The sequence below is a fragment of the Tistrella arctica genome, from assembly GCF_039630945.1.
Taxonomy (GTDB): Bacteria; Pseudomonadota; Alphaproteobacteria; order Tistrellales; family Tistrellaceae; genus Tistrella; species Tistrella bauzanensis.
Genome location: NZ_JBBKTV010000011.1, coordinates 99,049 through 116,988, shown reverse-complemented (window position 1 = coordinate 116,988; position 17,940 = coordinate 99,049). Strand labels below are relative to the sequence as shown.

Sequence of the window (17,940 nt, the reverse complement as noted above, 5' to 3'; positions counted from 1 at the left end):
CGCGCCGGCGGCATGATCTTTCCCGATCCGCTGTTCATCCTGATCTTCCTGCCCGCGACCGTCGCGGGCTTTCATCTGATCGCCCGCCCGCTGGGCGCGGTGCCGGCGATGCTGTGGCTGCTGGCGGCATCGATCCTGTTCTATGCCAGTTGGAACCCGCTGCATCTGGTGCCGGTGCTGGCGGCGGCGGTCGGCAGCTATGGCGCGGGCCGGCTGCTGCTGACGATCGACGACCGCCATAAACTGTGGCGACACCTGATCCTGGCCGCAGCGATCGCCGGCGTTCTGGGTCTGCTGATCTTCTACAAGGCCCGGCTGTCGCCGTGGTTCACCGATGCCGACGGTTCCGCCGCCTCGTTCAGCACCGCCACACAGATCCTGATTCCGCTCGGCCTGTCCTTCGTGGCCTTCCAGTTGATCGCCTTCCTGGTCGATTGCCTCAGGCGGCGGTTCACGGCCCCGCGACCGCTGGATTTCCTGCTGTTCCTGCTGTTCTTCCCGCAACTGGTGATGGGGCCGATCGTCCAGTACCGCGAATTGGCGCCACAGTTCCGCGGCCGGCGGTTTCTGGGCTTCAATGCCACCGATCTGGCGGTGGGGCTTGCGATCTTCGCCATCGGTCTGGCCAAGAAGACCATCCTGGCCGACAGCATCGCCCCGCTGCCGACCGCGATCTTCGCCGATGCCGCGGCCGGCCGGGCCCCCGGCCTGCTCGATGCCTGGACAGCCGCAGTCAGCTTCCAGTTCCAGCTCTATTTCGATTTCTCGGGCTATGCCGATATGGCGGTCGGCATCGCGCGCATGGTCGGCATCGACCTGCCGCTGAATTTCGACAAGCCATTCCGGGCGGTCGACCGCTTCGACCTGCATCGGCGCTGGCATATCTCGTTCGTGTCCTTCATGCGGGTGCATGTGTTCATGCCATTGGCGCGGCGCCTGCCGCTGCCGCTGGCCATGGCCTTGACCACGCTGCTGTCCGGCCTGTGGCACGGTCTGGGCTGGACCTTCCTGGTCTGGGGCCTGCTTCAGGCCTGGCTGATGCTGGCCGGGCACTGGTGGCGGGGCCGCAAGGGCAGCCGCCGCCTGCCGCCGGCGCCGGCGATGATGACCACCTTCGCCATCACCGCCAGCATGGGCGTGATGTTCCGCGCCATCGACACCGACGCGGCCTTGGCCGTCTATGCCGGCATGATCGGATTGAACGGCAGCGGGCTCGACGGGCTGCACCGGCTGAACACCGGCTGGGCGCTGGCCCTGCTCGCGACCTGTGTGATCATCTGGGCCTGCCCGTCGACAGCCGAGATCATCGGGCGCCATTGGCGGGCGATCGACCAGCGTGGCGGCCGGGCACCAAAGCGCCCGGCGGCGACGGCGCCGCGGCGCTGGCAACTGGCACCGACCCCGCTTCATGCCGTGGCGGGCGGCCTGCTGCTGCTGGCCGGTCTGCTGCTGGCCGGTCAGGGCGGCCGCTTCATCTATTATCAGTTCTAGAAGGGGCCGGTCTTGCCGTCATCCGCCGACAAACAGGCCGCGGCAGAGTCCGGACCAGCAGAGGCTGCCTGGCAGCGTTTCTGGCGTATCGTCATCGCCACCGCGCTGGCGGGGGCCGTGGCCATCGCCGCCCTGAACGCGCTGGTCGATCCGACCGGCGCCGTGCATGCCCGCTGGCCGGATGCGCCGATCCTGTGTGCGGAAGGCCCGCGCGGCGATATCTGGGTGGCCGCGACCCTGCCGGTCCGCCTGGATCCGCCGGCCGTGCTGGTGGCCGGCACATCGCGTGTGGCGGTCGGCATCGATCAGGCGCTGCTGGACCAGCTCGCCGATGGCCGCACGGCCCGCATCGTCGGTCTGGCCGGGGCGCGGATGGCCGAACTCGCCCGCTGGCTGATCCCGCTGGTCGATCGGGCCGATGCGCCGCAGCGGCTGATCCTGGGGCTGGATTATGCCATGTTCGCCGGGATCGACCGGCGCGCCGGCGCCACACCGCCCGCCGGGCCGGGCGCCATCTGGATGCGGGCGTTGCTGCATCCAGATGCAACCCTCGCCAGCCTCAACGCCCTGGTCTCGCCCGATGACTGCGCCCTGTCGCGCGGCAACCGCTCGGGCGGTGATCGCGGCCGGTCGATCGCGGCCGCCGCCGCCGCGCGCGGCTGGGATGCCGTCCGCACGGACGCGGCCGGGGCGCCGGCCGCACGGCTGCGCCAGACCGATGCCGCCGCGCTGCCGGATGCCGAGGACATGGCTGCACTGGATGCCGTTCTGACAGTGGCACGGGCGCGCGGCATCGCGGTGGCCGTGCTGCTGCCCCCGGTTCATCCGGTGCAACGCGCCGCGCTCACCGCCACCGGCCATGGATCGGCATTCAGGCGCTGGCACGATCACCTGTCCGGACTTGCCCGCAGCGGCACCGTCGCCCTGACCGACCTTGGCGCGGCGGTCGATGACGATCGCCTGATCGACGATCTCAGCCGCCCCGGCTTCCTCGATCCGATCCATTTCACCCCGGCCCTGCTCCGACGCTTGATCAACAAATGACCCATTGGTAAGTTACTGTCCAACGAGACGGCATCATGCCGTCATCCCCCGCAGGAGCCGCCGGTCATGCGCGACGTCTATATCATCGGCGCCTTCTCCACCGCCTTCGGCAAGAAGCCCGATGCCAGCTTCAAGGGCCTCACCCGTGAAGCCTATCTGGGCCTGCTCGCCGATGCGGGGCTCGAGACCGGCGCCGGGATCGAAACCGGCTGGTTCAGCAATTGCGGCATGGGCAGTTGGGGCCAGCGCAATATCCGCGGTCAGGTGTGTTTCACGCCGCTGGTCCAGGATGGCCTGTTCCCCGAACGGGTGCCGATGATCAATGTCGAGGGCGGCTGCGCCTCGGCGATGATGGCCTTGTCCGGCGCCTTCAAGGACGTGGCGTCGGGCGAGGTTGACCTCTCCATGGCGATGGGGGTCGAGAAGACCTTCGTGCCCGGCGACGCCGCGCGCACCGCCGAGATCTTTGAAGGTGGCATCGACCAGATCGACCCGCAGGAATGGCAGGCCTATTACGCCGCCGCCGGCCAGAAGGCCAACAAGCCGTTCGATATGGGCCCCGACCGCACGGTGTTCATGGACACCTATGCCATGCAGGCCTGCTATCACATGGCCAGATGGGGCACGACGCAGCGGCAGATCGCGATCGCCGCGTCGAAGAACCATTGGCATGGCAGCATGAACCCCAAGGCGCAGTACCGTTTCGAGGTGTCGCCCGACGAGGTTCTGGCCGACCGGCCGGTCAGCTTCCCGCTCACCCGGTCGATGTGCGCGCCGATCGGCGATGGCGCCGCCGGCGCGCTGGTCTGCTCGAAAGATTATCTCGACGGCCAGCCCGAAGCGGTGCGGGCGCGTGCCATCCGCATCGCCGGGCTCGCCATGTCGGGTGGCAAATATCGCGACCTCGACGAGCCGGGCCTGAGTTCGGTGGCGGCGCAGAAGGCCTATGCCCGCGCCGGCCTCACCCCCGCCGATATCGATGTGGTGGAGCTGCACGACGCCACCGCGTTCTGCGAGCTTTATCAACTGGAAATGCTGGGCTTCTGCGAACCCGGCACCAGCGGCCGCTTTATCGAGGCGGGCGAGACCCGGCTGGGTGGCCGGCTGCCGGTCAACACCTCGGGCGGTCTGGTGTCGAAGGGTCATCCGGTCGGTGCCACCGGCCTGTCGATGGTGTCGGAACTGGCGGCACAACTGCGCCACGAAGCCGGCGACCGGCAGGTGGCGAATGCCCGTGTGGCCCTGGCCGAAAACGGCGGCGGTGTGGTGGGTTTCGATGAAGCCGCCTGCGCGGTTGCCATCCTCACCCGCGCCGACGCCTGAGCCGCCGCCGCCTCCATCGCCCACAGGTCCACAGCTTTACAGCCGCGCTCGCACACAGTCCCTGGCAGCAGCGGCCATCTGACGGGGCAGCCCTTCGGTCCCCCTTGGGCTGCCCCGCTTTTTCTGCGCGGATTCTTTCATCACGAACCGGCATCTCCGGCTTGCGCCACCGGGCAGACCCGGGCTTGGATCGCCTGTCAGCGTCCCCAACCCGCACAGGTGCCGCCATGCCGTCCTCCGATTTCGTCATCCGCCCCGCCACCACCGATGACCTGCCGGCGATCATCGCGCTTCTGGCCGATGATGTGCTGGGCCGTGCGCGCGAGGATGCCGGCATGCCGCCGGCCAAAGCCTATCTCCGCGCCTTCGATGCGATGATGGCCGATGGCAACCAGATCCAGGCCGTGGCCGAACGCGGCGGCACCGTGGTCGGCACGCTTCAGATCACGATCATCCCCGGCCTGTCGCGCATGGGCCAGACGCGCGGCCAGGTTGAGGGCGTGCGCGTGGCGGCATCGGCGCGCGGCACCGGGCTGGGCGAGGCCCTGATCCGCTGGGCGATCGAGACCTGCCGCGCCCGCGGCTGCGCGCTGGTGCAGCTCACCACCGACCGCAGCCGCACGGACGCCCATCGTTTCTATGACCGGCTGGGCTTCACCGCCAGCCATCTCGGCTACAAGCTGACGCTCTGACATCCGGTATCAGAGCGTCACGCGGTCAGCAGCACCTTGCCCGACCGGCCCTCGCGCGCCGCATGCAGCAGCGCCTCCACCCCTTGTGCGATCGGATAACGCGCCTCGATCGCCAGATCGAGCACCGGGCCATGCTCGGCCATATCGCTCAGCAGCCGGTTGAACAGGGCGAAGGCATCGGCCGGGCTGCGCGACCGGAACCAGGTCAGCAGCCAGAAGCCGGTCACCGTCACCCCGCCGAACACCAGCGCCTCGGCCGGTACCTCCAGCGGCTTGCCCGACAGCAGGCCGTAATTCACCAGCCGGCTGCCCGGCGCCAGCAGGCCGGTCAACGCGCCGCCGGCGCCGCCGCCCACGGCATCCAGCGCGTGCCGGGCGCCAGCCTCACCCAGGATGGGCATGGCCGCCGCCTTCAGCCCGGCGGCATCGGCGCCGGCATTGGCCAGCACCAGCACCGCGTCATGGCCGGCCGCGCGCGCCACCTCGGCCGCCGCCTCGCCGCGCACGATGCCCAGGGTGCGGATGCCCGCCCGCTTCGCCACCCGGGCGACCGACGTGCCGACGGCCGAATTGGCGGCGTTCTGCACCAGCCAGTCGCCGGCGCCAAGGCCGCTCTCTTCAACCAGCAGCCGGGCGGTCGCCAGCGTGCCCTTCAGCATCGCCGCCTGTTCGGCATCGACCCCCTCGGGCAGCCTGATCACATGGCGGGCCGGCAGTTCCAGCGGATCGGCCCACAAGCCGCCACCGGGCATGATCAGCACCGCGTCGCCCACCGCCAGCCCGTCGACGCCCTCGCCCACCGCCACCACGCGGGCGGTGGCCTCGGATCCGGGGGTGAAGGGCGGCGGCGGGATCACGCCATAGCGGCCGTCGATGGTCAGCAGATCGGCCGGGTTGATCGGCGCCGCGATCAGCCGCAGCCTCACCTTGCCGGCCTCCGGCACGGCGGTGTAGTCGACATCGGCGATCCTGACGACGTCCTCGATCCGGCCGATGCCGGTCACCTCGATACGGGGCATGGGCTCACTCTCCTTCAGGGGCGGCCGATTGCGGCGCAAGGTCGATGTCGGCCGCAGCGGCGGTCAGCGCCGCATCGTCGATCCGGCCATCGGCTTCGGCCGCCATCCGGCCGATCACGGCCCGGGTGTCGGCATCGGTCAGCGTGTCGACGAACAAGGTGCGCTCGGCGCCAAGCCCCTGCTCCAGCGTGCCGTCCAGCGCCGTGCGCACCAGCCGTTTGGCATGGGCCACACCCAGGCCCGGCAGGGCGGCCAGATCTGCGGCCAGGGCCACGGCCGCCGCCACGACATCGCCGCCCGCGGGCACCAGCGCCGACAGCAGGCCCAGCCGCTCGGCCTCGGCCGGAGAGACGATGCGGCCACGCAGCACGAAATCGAGCGCGCGCGCCTCGCCCAGCAGCCGGGTCAGGCGCTGGGTGCCGCCACCGCCGGGCAGCAGGCCGGCACGGACTTCCGGCAGGCCGAATTTCCACGGGCCATCCAGGCCGATCCGCAGATCGCAGGCCAGCGCCAGTTCGAACCCGCCGCCCATCGCCCAGCCATTCAGCGCCGCGATCCACGGCTTTGAACTCGCCTGGATACGATCGAGGCAGGCATTGAACGGCGCGGGCTTCACCGGCCGCGACAGATCGTTGAACCGCCGGCCCGATGCCGCGACCTTGCCGGCGGTCGCGGCCAGTTCGATCAGGCTGTAATGGCGCACGAACATGCCGGCCACCGCCCCGGTCAGCACCACCGCCCGCACGGCGGCATCGCCATCCAGGGCGGCGACGGCACCGGCCAGCGCATCGGCCGCGGCGGCATCCATCAGCCCCTCAGGCCCCGGATCGATCCGCACCAATGCCACGCCGCGCGCGGGCCGGTCGATCTCGATCAGCGGCAGGCCCGCGTCGTCCGCGGCGGTGACGGAACCGGCATCAGGGCCGGTGGCGGTTTCGGCTGTCATCGGGGGGCATCTCCTCTATGGGCTTTCCCCCTAGTCTATCAGGCCGTGACCGGCCGGAGTATCGGGCGATCACCGCCCGCCGGCCGTCTTGCTCCGTGGCGGCCGGCGCCCTATACAGAAGGCCCGCACAGGTTCAAGCCGTGTTTGAACCCGCACACCGGTTCGAACCATCAGGAGACCAAGGCTGTGGCGAGGGATGGCATGGCAAGCGATACCGACACCGCCGACGCCCAGCGGCAGAACAACCGGCGCGACAAGCTGTTGCAGGCGGCGGCGCATCTGTTCGCAAGCCAGGGCTATGAGGCGACCTCGATGCGCGACATCGCCAGCGCCGTCGGCATGCTGCCGGGCTCGGTCTATTATCATTTCCCGTCCAAGGAAGACCTGTTCGTGGCGGTGCATGACGAAGGCATGCGCCAGATCACCGACGCGGTCGAAGCGGCGATCGCCGGCATCGACGACCCGTGGGACCGGCTGGAAGCCGCCGCCGCCGGCCATATGGAAGCCCTGCTGGCCGATAGCGGTTTCGCCTCGGTGGTCACCCCTGAATATTCCACCAAGCTCGCCCAGGCATCGGCCAGCCTGATCGCCCAGCGCGACGCCTATGAACGCAAATTTGCCGGCCTGGTCGACGCCCTGCCCCTGGCCCCGGATGTCGACCGCCGCATGCTCCGCCTGGGCCTGCTCGGCATGCTCAACTGGGCCCGCACCTGGTACCGCCCCGGCCCCGGCCACAAAACCCCCGCCCGGATCGGCCGCGAGATGGTCGCGCTGCTGCGCGGGCGGGCGCATCAATGACGCGCACAGCGGGGCCTTGCAGATTGTCCATATGCGGACTAGATTTCTATAAATGTCCGATTTGAGAGATCGCCGCCGATGACCGCCACCGCACGATCCATCCAGCCTCAACCGGTCGGGACCACCGCCGACCTGTCCGGCCCGGCCTTGCGGAGCTTTTTCCGGATCGCCGGGCTGTGGCAGTTGACCACGGATGAGCAGATCATCCTGCTGGGTGCGCCCGCGCGGTCGACCTATTTCAAGTGGCGGCAGACCCAGGGCGCGGGCGTGCGGCTGTCGCGCGACACGATCGAGCGGATCAGCTATATCCTGGGCATCTACAAGGCCTTGCAGATCCTGCTGCCCGACCCGACCGCCGCCGACACCTGGGTGCGGCGCCCAAATCAGGCGGCGCCGTTCGGCGGCAGGCCGGCCCTGGCGCGGATGCTGTCGGGCAATGTCGCCGACCTGTTGGCGGTGCGCCAGTATCTGGATGCCCAGCGCGGCGGCTGGGCATGAGCGGTACCGATGCGGCAGCGCCGCCGGTGGTGGCGGTGGCGTGGCTGCCGGCCTATCGGATCATCCCCAGCCGGTTTCCCCCGATACACCTGTTCGAACGCATCGCCGACCCCGCCGATCTGGAGGCGGTGTTCGCGATCGAGGCGATGACCAATCCGCGCCTGCGCGACGAGGCCGGCGACATCGCCCTGGTCGCCCCGGCCGACCGGGTCAGCGGGCCGGGATCGAGCGTGATCATGGCCGCCTTCACCCATCCCAACCCGGCGGGCAGCCGGTTCGCCGATGGCAGCATCGGCGCCTTCTATGCCGCCCGCGCGCTTGAGACCGCGATCGCCGAGACCAGCCATCACCGCGCCCGCTTCATGGCCGCCACCGCCGAGCCGGCGATGGAGCTGGACATGCGGGTCTATCTGGTCGATCTGGCGGGCAGGCTTCACGATCTGCGCGGTCTTGGCCACAGCCATGCCGCCGTCTATCACCACAGCGATTACAGCGCCGGACAGGCGTTGGCCGCCGGGCTGCGCCGCCAGGGTGCCGATGGCATCGCCTATGACAGTGTCCGCCACCCCGGCGGCGAATGCGCGGCGGTGTTCCGGCCGCCGGTGCTGGGCAATGTCCGCCAGGGCGCCCATCTCTGCTATGTCTGGGACGGGCGGCGGATCAGCCTGGTCTATGAAAAGCGTCTGTTGACCTGATCCTGCGCCGGTCACCCCGCCGGCCAGAGCGGCAATCCGGCCTGCGCCTGGATCAGCGCCAGCACGGTCGCCAGCACGCCCAGCGCCGCCACGCCATACAGCACCGCCCGCGCCGGGCGCGGCGACAGCAGGCGCCCCAGAACCAGCGCCGCCAGCGGCAGGGCCTGGGTCAGATGCAGCCCGATGAAATGCGCCACCCTCAGATCGCCGCCGCTCCGCGACCAGCCGAAAACCGGCAGGCCGCCGGCATCATCGGCCATGCCCCCCACCCAATGGCCACCATTGCCGGCGATCGCCATGCCGGTGATCCCGGCCAGCACCCCGCCCAGCAGCAGGCCCAGCCCGGCGCCGGTCACCAGCAGCCGGCGACCATCGCTATGGCCGCCATCGCCATGGCGCAGGATCAGAAGCCCTACCACGGCGCTGGCCGCCACCAGCGCCAGGGCGCCCACGCCCATCGCCGTGAACATCACAGCCTCCAGGGCGCTGTCGGCGTTGAAATGCGAGGCGCGGCCACGCGCGGCCTGAAACGCGATCCAGGCCACCTCGAACAGCGCGGTCGCGATGATGATGCCGGCAAGCCCGCGCATGCGCCGCCCATGCCGCACCGCCAGCGGCAACAGACAGGCCATCCAGGCTGTCGACAGCAGATGCAGCCCCACCGACGCCTGAAATTTCAGCGGCTTGATCCAGATGGCGATGCTGTCGATCTGGCGGGTGTCGACCAGCGCCGCCAGCGCCGTCGGCAGCATCGCCAACACCATGAACAGCCCCAGCCAGGCCAGACCGGCATTGCCGTCGGCGGCAGTGGCCATCAGCCGCCGCGGCCATGCCATGGCCGGGGGCGCGCCCTGCCCGGCCATGATCATGTCGCTCATGACCGCGCCGCCACATTGCCGTGCCATTGCGGCGCCGACAGACGGATCAGCATCCACAGCACCAGCCCGCCCGGCCCGAACAGGAAGGCCAGCGGCAGAACCGGCACCAGCAGCAGCCGGGGCAGCCCGCGCCGGTCTGCATCCCGCGCGATCCAGGCACCGATGAACAGGTCATAGGCCAGGTAATGCACCCAGCCCGCCAGCAGCAGCCAGTCGGACCGGAACAGCGCCGCCACCTGATCCAGGCTGTCGAAGCCGCCTTCCGATCCGACCCAATGGCCGGCGATGATCGCGGTATAGACCAGCGACAGCGCCACCGGCACCCCAAGCCCCGCCACCCGGTCACGCAGCCAGGGCCGCCGGAGGGCAATACCGGCGATCAGGCTCAACCAGCCGATCATCGCCAGCGTGCCGGCATGGCCGAACAGCACCGCCGGCTGCATCACATCCGCAATCGCCATCCTCACTCTCCCCCCATCCGTGACGCCCCGTCACAGTTTATCTTGTCACTGACAAGATTGTGCCGCGGCTTGCATCTTGTCAATGACAAGACCACCCTTGCCGCCGCATGGTCCCGGCCGTTCAAGGCCGGTCACTGAGGGATCACACGCATGGCAGACATACCCGCGCGCTATCATCATGGTGATCTGAAGGCAGCCCTGATCGCCGCCGGCCGGGCCTTGCTGGAGGAAGGCGGCCCGCGCGCCATCAGCCTGCGCGCGGCCGCGCGCCGCGCCGGGGTCTCGCATGCAGCCCCCGGCCATCACTTCGCCTCGCTGCACGCTTTCTTCGGCGATTGCGCCGCCGATGGTTTCGACGAGTTCGCCCGGGCGCTGGACGATGCCCGCGCCGGCGCGGCCGATCCCGCTGCCGCCCTGTCGGCGATGGGCCGGGCCTATCTGCGCTTTGCCGCCGCGAACCGCGCCATGTTCCGGCTGATGTTCGATCGCGACAGCTTCAGCGATCCAACCCCGGCGCTCGATGTGGCCAGCACCCGCGCCTATGACACGCTGGTGCAGGCGGTGACCGCGCTGGGTCCGGCAACGCCCGAGGAGCTGAGCTTCCGGGTCGCGACCATCTGGTCGCTCACCCATGGCTATGCCAGCCTGATGCTGGAAGGCAAGCTCTGCCCCGATCCAGAGCTGCAAGGCGACCCGGACGTGATGGTGGCGCGCGCGCTCGACGCCTTCATCCGTGGCCTGGACGCCGCCACCGGGTGACCGGCCCGGTCAGTTCCGCGCCCGCACCCCGTCGATGATCGTGGTCACCATCCGTGCGGCCAGCCGGTCGCGGGCATCCGGGCCGTCATCCGCTTCCGGCCGATACCAGAAGATCGACCACTGCAAGGCGCCCAGCATCATCTTGACCGCGATCGAGATGTCGTCGGCCACGATCTGGCCGACGGCACGGGCCGCATGCGCCTGGTCCTTGAACAGATCCTCGAACCGGTCGCGGCTGGCGATCAGTTCGTCCAGAGTGCGGCGCTGGTCGGGGGTGGTGGCGCCGAAACGGTGGATCTGCACGCCCTGGGCGACCACGGTTTCAAAGGCGTGATGGTCCATCATCGCCCGGGCATGGGCGGTCAGCATCGCGATCAGCACCGCCAGCGGCCCACCGACCGCCTGGGTCGCCGGCATCACCGCCGCGAACAGCCGGTCCATGCCCTCGCGATGAACATCGAAGAACAGATCGGTCTTCGAGGCGTAATAGTGATAGATGAAGCCCTTGGTGCAGCCCAGCGCCCGCGCGACATCGTCGATGCTGGTGGCGTGATAGCCCTTTTCCATGAAGCATCGGGCGGCACTGTTCAGTATCTCCACCTTGCGGGCCTGCGGGTCCATCGCCTCGCCCCTGGATTTCTGTCGCGCCACACCTCTGCTCCCCTGCACCATGCCGGCGCCATGGTAGTCGATGGCCGGCACCCATGCCAGCGCCCGATGCCTGTTGCCGATAAACATCCTACTGGGTAGTATGTTTCATAACGACATAGAAAAGATGGCGGAATGCCCTCTCGGGAGGAGATCGATATCCCATGGTCAGCGTTCTGATCACCGGCGCCGGCGGCTTTCTGGGCCGACGGCTCACCGATGCGCTGTTGCGCGCCGGCCGGCTGCAACCATCCGGCGGCGGCGCGCCACAGCCGATCACCCGGCTGTGCCTGATGGACCGCGTCGCCGTGGCGATGCCCGATGCCGCGGCCGGTACCTGCCCTGTCGACACCATCGCCGCCGACATCGCCGATCCGGCGGTGGCCGATGATCTGGGTCGGCAGGGCTTCGACAGCATCTTTCATCTGGCGGCCAGCCTGACGCTGGATGCCGAACGCGACCCGCGGGCGGCCTGGGCGGTCAATGTGGCACCGCTGCGCCGGTTGATCGATCTGGCCCCGAACCGCCCCCGGATCGTGTTCGCCAGTTCGATCGCCGTGTTCGGCGGCAGACTGCCGGCGGTGGTCGACGACACCATCCGCCCCTGTCCCGCCACCACCTATGGCAGCCTGAAGGCGATCGCCGAGCTGATGCTGGCCGATGACAGCCGCCTGGGCCGGATCGACGGCCGGTCGCTGCGCCTGCCGATCGTGCTGACCCGGCCAGGCGCCGCCAGCCCTGCCGTTTCCGCCAACCCCGCTGTGTCAGATCGCATCGCCGCCATCCTGCGTGAACCGCTCTGTGGCCGCGATGTCGTCGCGCCGCTGGCCGCCGATGTCGCGATTCCGGTGGCGTCGGCCGGCGCGGTCGCCGCCGCCCTCATCGCCTTGCATGATCTGGATGAAGCCGTCCTGCCCCCGGGCCGGGCGATGAACCTGCCCTCGCTCACCGTCACCATCGGCCAGATGATCGCGGCCGTCCGCCGGCACAGCGCAGCCGACGGCACCGCTCAGGCCCCCGGCCGGATCAGCATCGCCCCCGACCCGGCGCTCGACCGGATCATCCGTGGCTGGCCCATGGGCTTCGTCTCGGCCGATGCCAGCCGGCTGGGCCTTGGCGCCGATGCCGATATCGAGGCGGTCATCGCCGATTTCCTGGCGGAGACATTGTCATGACCAACCCGGCAACGGCTCCGGTCTGCATCATCGGCGGCGGATCATCGGGCGTGGCGGTGGCCAAGGCGTTGAAACAGCGCGGCATCGGCTTCGATTGTTTCGAGGCGGGCTCGGATATCGGCGGCATGTGGCGGTATCAGAACGACAACGGCCTGTCCTCGGCCTATGCCAGCCTGCATATCGACACCAGCCGCGACAATCTCGGCTATTCCGATGTCCCGATCCCACGCGACCTGCCCGACTTTCTGTCGCATGCGCAGTTCCTGGCCTATCTGGAAGACTATGCCGACCGTTTCGACATCCGCCGCCACATCACCTTCCGGACCCGTGTCGAGGCCGTGACCCCGGCCGCCGGCGGTCGGTGGCAGGTGCGCCTGTCCGATGGCCGCAGCCCCGCCTATGCCACCGTCATCGTCGCCAATGGTCATCTGTGGGATCCGCGCTGGCCGGATTTTCAGGGCCGGTTCGACGGCACCCAGATCCACGCCCATCATTATCGCACCGCCGATCCGTTCCAGGATCGGGACGTGCTGGTGGTGGGCCTGGGCAATTCGGCGGTGGATATCGCGGTCGATCTGTGCCGACGGGCCCGCAGCGTCACCATCTCCACCCGACGCAGCGCCTGGATCATGCCCAAATATCTGATGGGCATACCGGTCGACCGCTGGTCCGCCACCATCAGCCGGCGCCTGCACCTGCCCACCCGCATCACCCGGATGATCATGGCCCGGCTGATCCGGCTGGGGGTGGGCGACCAGCGCCGGTTCGGCCTGCCGCGCCCGGCGCACCCGATGTGGCGGGAACATGCCACGCTCAGCCAGGAGCTGCTGCCCTATATCGGCCATGGCTGGATCACGCCCCGCCCCGATATCGCCCGCCTCGACGGCGACGGCGTCTGCTTCGTCGATGGCAGCCGGCAGCGGATCGATGCCATCATCCATGCCACCGGCTACAAGACCACCATGCCGTTCCTGGACAAGACCCTGTTCGATCCCGACCAGCCGATCAGCCTGTACCGCCGGATGCTGTCGCCCGACCATCCGGGGCTGATCTTCGCCGGGCTGGTTCAGCCGATCGGCCCGACCATTCCGCTGGTCGAACATCAGGCCCGCTGGCTGGCCGCCATGCTGGCCGGCGACATCCGCCTGCCCGACCGCGCCACACAATTGCGCGAGATCGCCCGCCACCATAACCGGCAGCGCCGCAGCTATCTCGACACCGCCCGCTATGCGCTGGAGGTGGATTTCAAAACCTATATCCGGCAGATGGCGGCCGATCGGCGCCGCGGCCGGGCGGGGACATGACGGCATCGGCGGGCTGATTTGCATGTCACGATAGATAATCGACAAGATTCATCAACTTTTACGTGAAAAACCTCCCGGCGGGCGGCATGCTGCCGGAACCGACGACCGATGACGAGCGCGTATTCTGGTTGCCGAGCCGGATGGACTGACGCCAAGATCGCCCCCATCTGGCCGGTGATGCCCGCGCCGGCACTTGCTGTCTGTCACCGCCTCTGTCACCGCCCACTCTCAAACGGATGCTCGGATTCCGATGACCGCGACCTCGACCACCTTCGATCCCGCCGTCTATGGCATCACCCCCGGTGCTGCCGGCGACATCGCGGCAACCCCGCCCGGCGGGCAGCACCAGACCGATATCGCCGTGATCGGCGCCGGGCCCGTGGGGCTGTTCTCGGTGTTCGAGGCCGGCATGCTGAAACTGAAGGCGCATGTCATCGACGCCCTGCCCCATATCGGCGGCCAGTGCAGCGCCATGTACCCTGAAAAGCCGATCTACGACATCCCCGCCTGGCCGAAGATCGAGGCTCAGGCCCTGATCGACCAGTTGGCGGGCCAGGCCGCCCCCTTCGATCCGGTCTGGCATCTGGGCCAGCAGGTGGTGTCGATGGCCCGCGACACCGACACCGGCGACTGGCTGGTCGGCACCGACAAGGCGACGCAGATCCGGGCGAAAGCGGTTCTGATCGGCGCCGGCGTCGGCGCCTTCGGCCCCAATCGCCCGCCGCTGACCGGCATCGAGAACTATGAAGAGCGCTCGGTGTTCTATCGGGTCGCGCGCAAGGAAGCCTTCCGCGGCAAGCGGGTGGTGATCGCGGGCGGCGGCGACAGCGCGCTCGACTGGGCGATCGAACTGGCCGATATCGCCGCCGCGATCATGGTCATCCATCGCCGGCCCAAATTCCGGGGCGCGCCGGAAAGCGTCGCGAAGCTGCATGCGCTGGCGGCCCAGGGCAAGATCGAACTGGTGGTGCCCTATCAGCTTCACGGCCTGGAAGGCGACCCGGCAGCCGGCCGGCTGGATGTCGTGACCGTCGCCGATCTGGACGGCAATGTCCGCCGGCTGGATGCCGATATTCTGCTGCCCTTCTTCGGCCTGTCGATGAATCTCGGGCCGATCCTGGAATGGGGCCTGGCGCTGGACCAGCACCACATCACGGCCGAACCCACCACCATGGCCACCAGCCTGCCCGGCGTGTTCGCCATCGGCGACATCGCCCGCTATCCCCACAAGCTGAAGCTGATTCTGTCGGGTTTCGCCGAGGCCGCCTCGGCCGTGCATGCCGCCCGCGAGATCTGCCGCCCCGGCGAGGTGATGCATTTCGAATACTCCACCACCAAGGGGGTGCCCGGTGCCTGACGTGTCTGATGTGCCTGACGCGCCTCAGCCTGCCCTGGTCATCATGCTGCATGGGGTCGGCAGCAACGGCGCCGATCTCGAACCGCTGGGGCGGTTCTGGCAGGCGGTGCTGCCGGGGGCCGTGTTCGTGTCGCCCGACGCGCCGGAGCCCTTCGATCAGGTGCCGCCGGGCCAGATACCGCCGGACATGGCCGGCGCCGGCGCGCGGGCCTTCCAGTGGTTCAGCATCGGCGCGATCAGCCCCGACGACCGCGCGCGCCGGCTTGCCGCGGCACGCGCCGGCTTCGACCGGCTGATCACCGCGATCATCGCCGATCATGGCTTCACCGACAGACACGACCGGGTGGCGCTGGTCGGGTTCTCGCAAGGCTCGATGATGCTGCTCGACGCCATCGCCTCTGGGCGCTGGACGGTCGGGGCCGGCATCGCCTTCTCAGGCCGGCTGGTGACGCCCGATCCGCTCACCCCCGGACCCACGCCCCTGCTGCTGATCCATGGCGAGGCCGATCCGGTGGTGCCGGCCGATGAAACCCGCCAGGCGGCCCGCCGGCTGCACGCGGCCGGCGCCGACGTCACCGCCGGGCTTGAGCCGGGGCTGGTTCACACCATCTCGCAGGCCGGCGCCGCCGAGGCCGGCCGCTTCCTGACCCGTCATCTGGGGCCTGCCGGCGCCTGACCGGGTGCCGGATCAACCGGTCAGCGACGCGGTCAGCGCCTCCAGCGCCCTGACCGCGTCGGCCGGATCGAGCCTGACCTGAAGCCCGCGCTGGCCGCCATTGATATAGACATGGGGTTCCGCCAGCGCCGCCTGCTCCATGGCCACCGGCACCCGCTTCTTCTGCCCGAAGGGGCTGATCCCGCCGACATGATAGCCGGTCAGGCGCTCGGCATCGGCCGGCCGCATCATCGCCGCCGATTTGCCGCCAAAAGTTGCCGCCAGCTTCTTCATGCTGACCTCGCGATCCGACGGCACCACCACGCAGACCGGCCGGCCGTCGACCATGGCCATCAGGGTTTTCAGCACCCGCGCCGGCGGCTCGCCGATCGCCTCGGCCGCCTGAAGCCCGATCCGCTCCGCCCCCGGATCATAGGTATAGCTCACGGTCTGGAAGGCGATACCGGCCTTTGCCAGCGCCTGCGTGGCACGGGTCGATGCCGTCGTCTTCGATGTCGGCGCCGTCGATCCACCTGTCTTCGCCATCATGCCTCCTGCCCGTCGCCGGTACAGCACCTCTGCACCCAGCAGTTGATCGCCATCCGCCAGTCTGCGGCATCGCCCGAGGGGCAACTGACCGGCCGCACCTCATGGGGCGCGAAAGACGGGAAGATCACCATCCGCCCCGATCGTGGCTCGATATCGACGAACGGCCGTTCCCCGCCCGACATGAAGCCATGGAACCGCAGGGCACCGCCGGTGAACCCCGACTCGGGGCCGTGGACATAGTAGACGATGCTCAATGCCCGCCACCGGCTGGGGCGGCTCTTGTCCCCGGTCTCGATGTCGATATGGGGGCGGTAGAACGCCCCGTCGCCATGGGCGGCGCATTGCAGCTCGATCTCGCCCACCTCAAGCCGCCCCATGCCCAGGGCCGCAGCCCAGCCCGGCACCCGGGCCAGCAGCCGCTCGCGGAGCACGGATTGGAACGGTGGCGGCACAGCCATGATCTGCGCCACGCGCTTCACGGTGTGCCGCTTGCCGCCGCGAAGGTCGCCCGACGCAAACCCGGCCCGGTCGGCCATCACCAGATCGAACAATGCCCGACGCTCCGCCTCGCTCAGAAGACCCTCCTCGATCAGATGGGGCAGCATGTGTTTGCGCGACATGTCGTCTTCCGCGGTCATTGCATGATCAGGCCGATATACCATGGCGGGCCGGATCGGGCAGTGCCCGCCTTGCTCATAAATCGAGCGCCCGCATCCTTGAGCGGAGCCAGGACACCCGCGGGTCGTGGTCGCGACGCGGATGCCAGGCCAGATGGATGGTGAAGCCCGGCAGATCGACCGGTGGCGCGAACATGTCCAGGTCATCGGCACGGGCCATGGCCAGCCGGCGCGGTGCCACCGCGATCAGATCGGTCATCACGATCAGCGGCGGCAGTTGCAGAAAGCTCGGCAGCAAGGCGGCAATGCGCCGGCTGCGGCCAAGCGCCGCCAGAACCTCGTCGGTCACCCCCTTCAGCGTGCCGCCGACCGGCGCCACCAGCGCATGGTCACAGGCACAGAAACTGTCGAGATCGAAGGGCAGCGTGCCGCGCGGATGGCCCTTGCGCTGGACCACCACGAAGCCCTCGTGAAACAGCGGCTCATGGCGCAGCCCCATCGGCAGCAGCGCCTCGGATGCAATCATCAGATCGGCGCGCCCCTCCTCCAGATCGCCGCGGCTGCGCTGGGCATCATGCGACATCATCACCACCCGCGCGGCCAGCCCCTGGATCTGAAAGCTCCGCACCAACCGGCTGGTCGCGGTGGCATGGACATAATCGGTCGCGATCACCCGCGCCGCCACCGGCCCGGCCGTGGGGTCGAAGGGCATTTCGGCCGCGACCAGCGACTGCAATTCCTCCAGCAGCCGGTTCAGCGGCGCGCGCAGCGCCTCGGCCCGGCTGGTCGGCACCAGCCCGCGCCCCGATCGCACCAGCAGCGGATCGTCGAACAGATCCCGCAACCGCGCCAGTTGCGCCGACAGCGCCGGCTGGCTGATCCCCAGCCGCCGCGCGGCACGGGTGACGCTCAATTCGGCCAGCAGCACATCCAGCGACAGCAGCAGGCCCAGGTCATGTCGCGGTAAATCCATTCAGGTTATCTTTCATATACGAACTATCGATTGGAATTATGGCAGCAGGCGATGCAGC

Annotated in this window: 20 protein-coding genes; 12 read left to right on the top strand and 8 right to left on the bottom strand. The window is 69.1% G+C overall.

The window, feature by feature from the left end:
• The first annotated feature begins 12 nt into the window (after positions 1-12).
• The 4 genes from WG924_RS22850 to WG924_RS22835 all read left to right on the top strand — a co-directional run bounded on the left by WG924_RS22850 (position 13) and on the right by WG924_RS22835 (position 4,550).
• Complete coding sequence (locus tag WG924_RS22850) at positions 13-1,491, top strand: MBOAT family O-acyltransferase (protein ID WP_345935366.1); 1,479 nt, start codon at positions 13-15, stop codon at positions 1,489-1,491.
• A 12-nt stretch (positions 1,492-1,503) separates the two neighbouring features.
• Complete coding sequence (locus WG924_RS22845; protein ID WP_345935364.1) at positions 1,504-2,535, top strand: hypothetical protein; 1,032 nt, start codon at positions 1,504-1,506, stop codon at positions 2,533-2,535.
• Between the two features lie 66 nt (positions 2,536-2,601).
• Entirely contained in the window at positions 2,602-3,858 is a 1,257-nt protein-coding gene (locus WG924_RS22840) for a thiolase family protein (protein WP_345935363.1), read from the top strand.
• A gap of 227 nt (positions 3,859-4,085) precedes the next feature.
• Positions 4,086-4,550 (top strand): GNAT family N-acetyltransferase, encoded by a 465-nt coding sequence (locus tag WG924_RS22835; protein WP_345935362.1) that lies wholly within the window; start codon positions 4,086-4,088, stop codon positions 4,548-4,550.
• 17 nt (positions 4,551-4,567) lie between these two features.
• On the opposite strand, the gene WG924_RS22830 is transcribed toward WG924_RS22835, so the two are convergent.
• Positions 4,568-5,569, bottom strand: a complete 1,002-nt coding sequence (locus WG924_RS22830; protein WP_345935361.1) for an alcohol dehydrogenase catalytic domain-containing protein — start codon at positions 5,567-5,569, stop codon at positions 4,568-4,570.
• 4 nt (positions 5,570-5,573) lie between these two features.
• Positions 5,574-6,515: an enoyl-CoA hydratase/isomerase family protein gene (locus WG924_RS22825; RefSeq protein ID WP_345935360.1), complete on the bottom strand. Its 942-nt coding sequence runs from the start codon at positions 6,513-6,515 to the stop codon at positions 5,574-5,576.
• 201 nt (positions 6,516-6,716) lie between these two features.
• On the opposite strand from WG924_RS22825, the gene WG924_RS22820 reads away from it, so the two are divergent.
• The 3 genes from WG924_RS22820 (at position 6,717) to WG924_RS22810 (ending at position 8,506) form a co-directional block, all read left to right on the top strand.
• The gene (locus WG924_RS22820; RefSeq protein WP_345935359.1) at positions 6,717-7,313 is read left to right on the top strand and encodes a TetR/AcrR family transcriptional regulator; all 597 of its coding nucleotides are present in this window, start codon (positions 6,717-6,719) and stop codon (positions 7,311-7,313) included.
• Positions 7,314-7,391: 78 nt separating this feature from the next.
• A complete protein-coding gene (locus WG924_RS22815) occupies positions 7,392-7,811 on the top strand; it encodes an MbcA/ParS/Xre antitoxin family protein (protein ID WP_345935358.1) in 420 nt (139 codons plus the stop codon).
• Positions 7,808-8,506 (top strand): RES family NAD+ phosphorylase, encoded by a 699-nt coding sequence (locus WG924_RS22810; RefSeq protein ID WP_345935357.1) that lies wholly within the window; start codon positions 7,808-7,810, stop codon positions 8,504-8,506. Before WG924_RS22815 ends, WG924_RS22810 begins: the two co-directional genes overlap by 4 nt.
• Positions 8,507-8,517: 11 nt before the next feature.
• Here the strand turns inward: WG924_RS22810 and WG924_RS22805 are convergent, their stop codons facing one another.
• Together WG924_RS22805 and WG924_RS22800 are read right to left on the bottom strand one after the other, a co-directional pair.
• Positions 8,518-9,384 carry a hypothetical protein gene (locus WG924_RS22805; RefSeq protein ID WP_345935356.1) on the bottom strand — a complete coding sequence of 289 codons (867 nt, stop codon included), beginning with the start codon at positions 9,382-9,384 and terminating at the stop codon, positions 8,518-8,520.
• The gene (locus tag WG924_RS22800) at positions 9,381-9,845 is read right to left on the bottom strand and encodes an ABA4-like family protein (RefSeq protein WP_345935355.1); all 465 of its coding nucleotides are present in this window, start codon (positions 9,843-9,845) and stop codon (positions 9,381-9,383) included. The genes WG924_RS22805 and WG924_RS22800 overlap by 4 nt, the downstream gene beginning before the upstream one ends.
• A gap of 150 nt (positions 9,846-9,995) precedes the next feature.
• Between WG924_RS22800 and WG924_RS22795 the strand changes: the two genes are divergently transcribed.
• On the top strand, positions 9,996-10,604 hold the full coding sequence (locus WG924_RS22795; protein WP_345935354.1) for a TetR/AcrR family transcriptional regulator: 609 nt from the start codon (positions 9,996-9,998) through the stop codon (positions 10,602-10,604).
• A gap of 9 nt (positions 10,605-10,613) precedes the next feature.
• On the opposite strand, the gene WG924_RS22790 is transcribed toward WG924_RS22795, so the two are convergent.
• On the bottom strand, positions 10,614-11,255 hold the full coding sequence (locus WG924_RS22790; RefSeq protein WP_345935353.1) for a TetR/AcrR family transcriptional regulator: 642 nt from the start codon (positions 11,253-11,255) through the stop codon (positions 10,614-10,616).
• A gap of 161 nt (positions 11,256-11,416) precedes the next feature.
• Between WG924_RS22790 and WG924_RS22785 the strand changes: the two genes are divergently transcribed.
• The 4 genes from WG924_RS22785 to WG924_RS22770 all read left to right on the top strand — a co-directional run bounded on the left by WG924_RS22785 (position 11,417) and on the right by WG924_RS22770 (position 15,764).
• Positions 11,417-12,427, top strand: coding sequence for an NAD-dependent epimerase/dehydratase family protein (locus WG924_RS22785; protein WP_345935352.1), 1,011 nt, complete (start codon positions 11,417-11,419; stop codon positions 12,425-12,427).
• A complete protein-coding gene (locus WG924_RS22780) occupies positions 12,424-13,731 on the top strand; it encodes a flavin-containing monooxygenase (RefSeq protein ID WP_345935351.1) in 1,308 nt (435 codons plus the stop codon). Before WG924_RS22785 ends, WG924_RS22780 begins: the two co-directional genes overlap by 4 nt.
• 250 nt (positions 13,732-13,981) lie before the next feature.
• Positions 13,982-15,088 (top strand): NAD(P)/FAD-dependent oxidoreductase, encoded by a 1,107-nt coding sequence (locus WG924_RS22775; protein ID WP_345935350.1) that lies wholly within the window; start codon positions 13,982-13,984, stop codon positions 15,086-15,088.
• A 10-nt stretch (positions 15,089-15,098) separates the two neighbouring features.
• The gene (locus tag WG924_RS22770) at positions 15,099-15,764 is read left to right on the top strand and encodes an alpha/beta hydrolase (RefSeq protein ID WP_345935349.1); all 666 of its coding nucleotides are present in this window, start codon (positions 15,099-15,101) and stop codon (positions 15,762-15,764) included.
• A 12-nt stretch (positions 15,765-15,776) separates the two neighbouring features.
• Here the strand turns inward: WG924_RS22770 and ybaK are convergent, their stop codons facing one another.
• The 3 genes from ybaK to WG924_RS22755 all read right to left on the bottom strand — a co-directional run bounded on the left by ybaK (position 15,777) and on the right by WG924_RS22755 (position 17,882).
• A complete protein-coding gene (ybaK, locus tag WG924_RS22765) occupies positions 15,777-16,289 on the bottom strand; it encodes a Cys-tRNA(Pro) deacylase (RefSeq protein WP_345935348.1) in 513 nt (170 codons plus the stop codon).
• Positions 16,289-16,912 carry a 2OG-Fe(II) oxygenase gene (locus tag WG924_RS22760; protein WP_345935347.1) on the bottom strand — a complete coding sequence of 208 codons (624 nt, stop codon included), beginning with the start codon at positions 16,910-16,912 and terminating at the stop codon, positions 16,289-16,291. Before WG924_RS22760 ends, ybaK begins: the two co-directional genes overlap by 1 nt.
• A 73-nt stretch (positions 16,913-16,985) precedes the next feature.
• Positions 16,986-17,882, bottom strand: a complete 897-nt coding sequence (locus WG924_RS22755; RefSeq protein ID WP_345935345.1) for a LysR family transcriptional regulator — start codon at positions 17,880-17,882, stop codon at positions 16,986-16,988.
• Positions 17,883-17,940 lie beyond the last annotated feature (58 nt).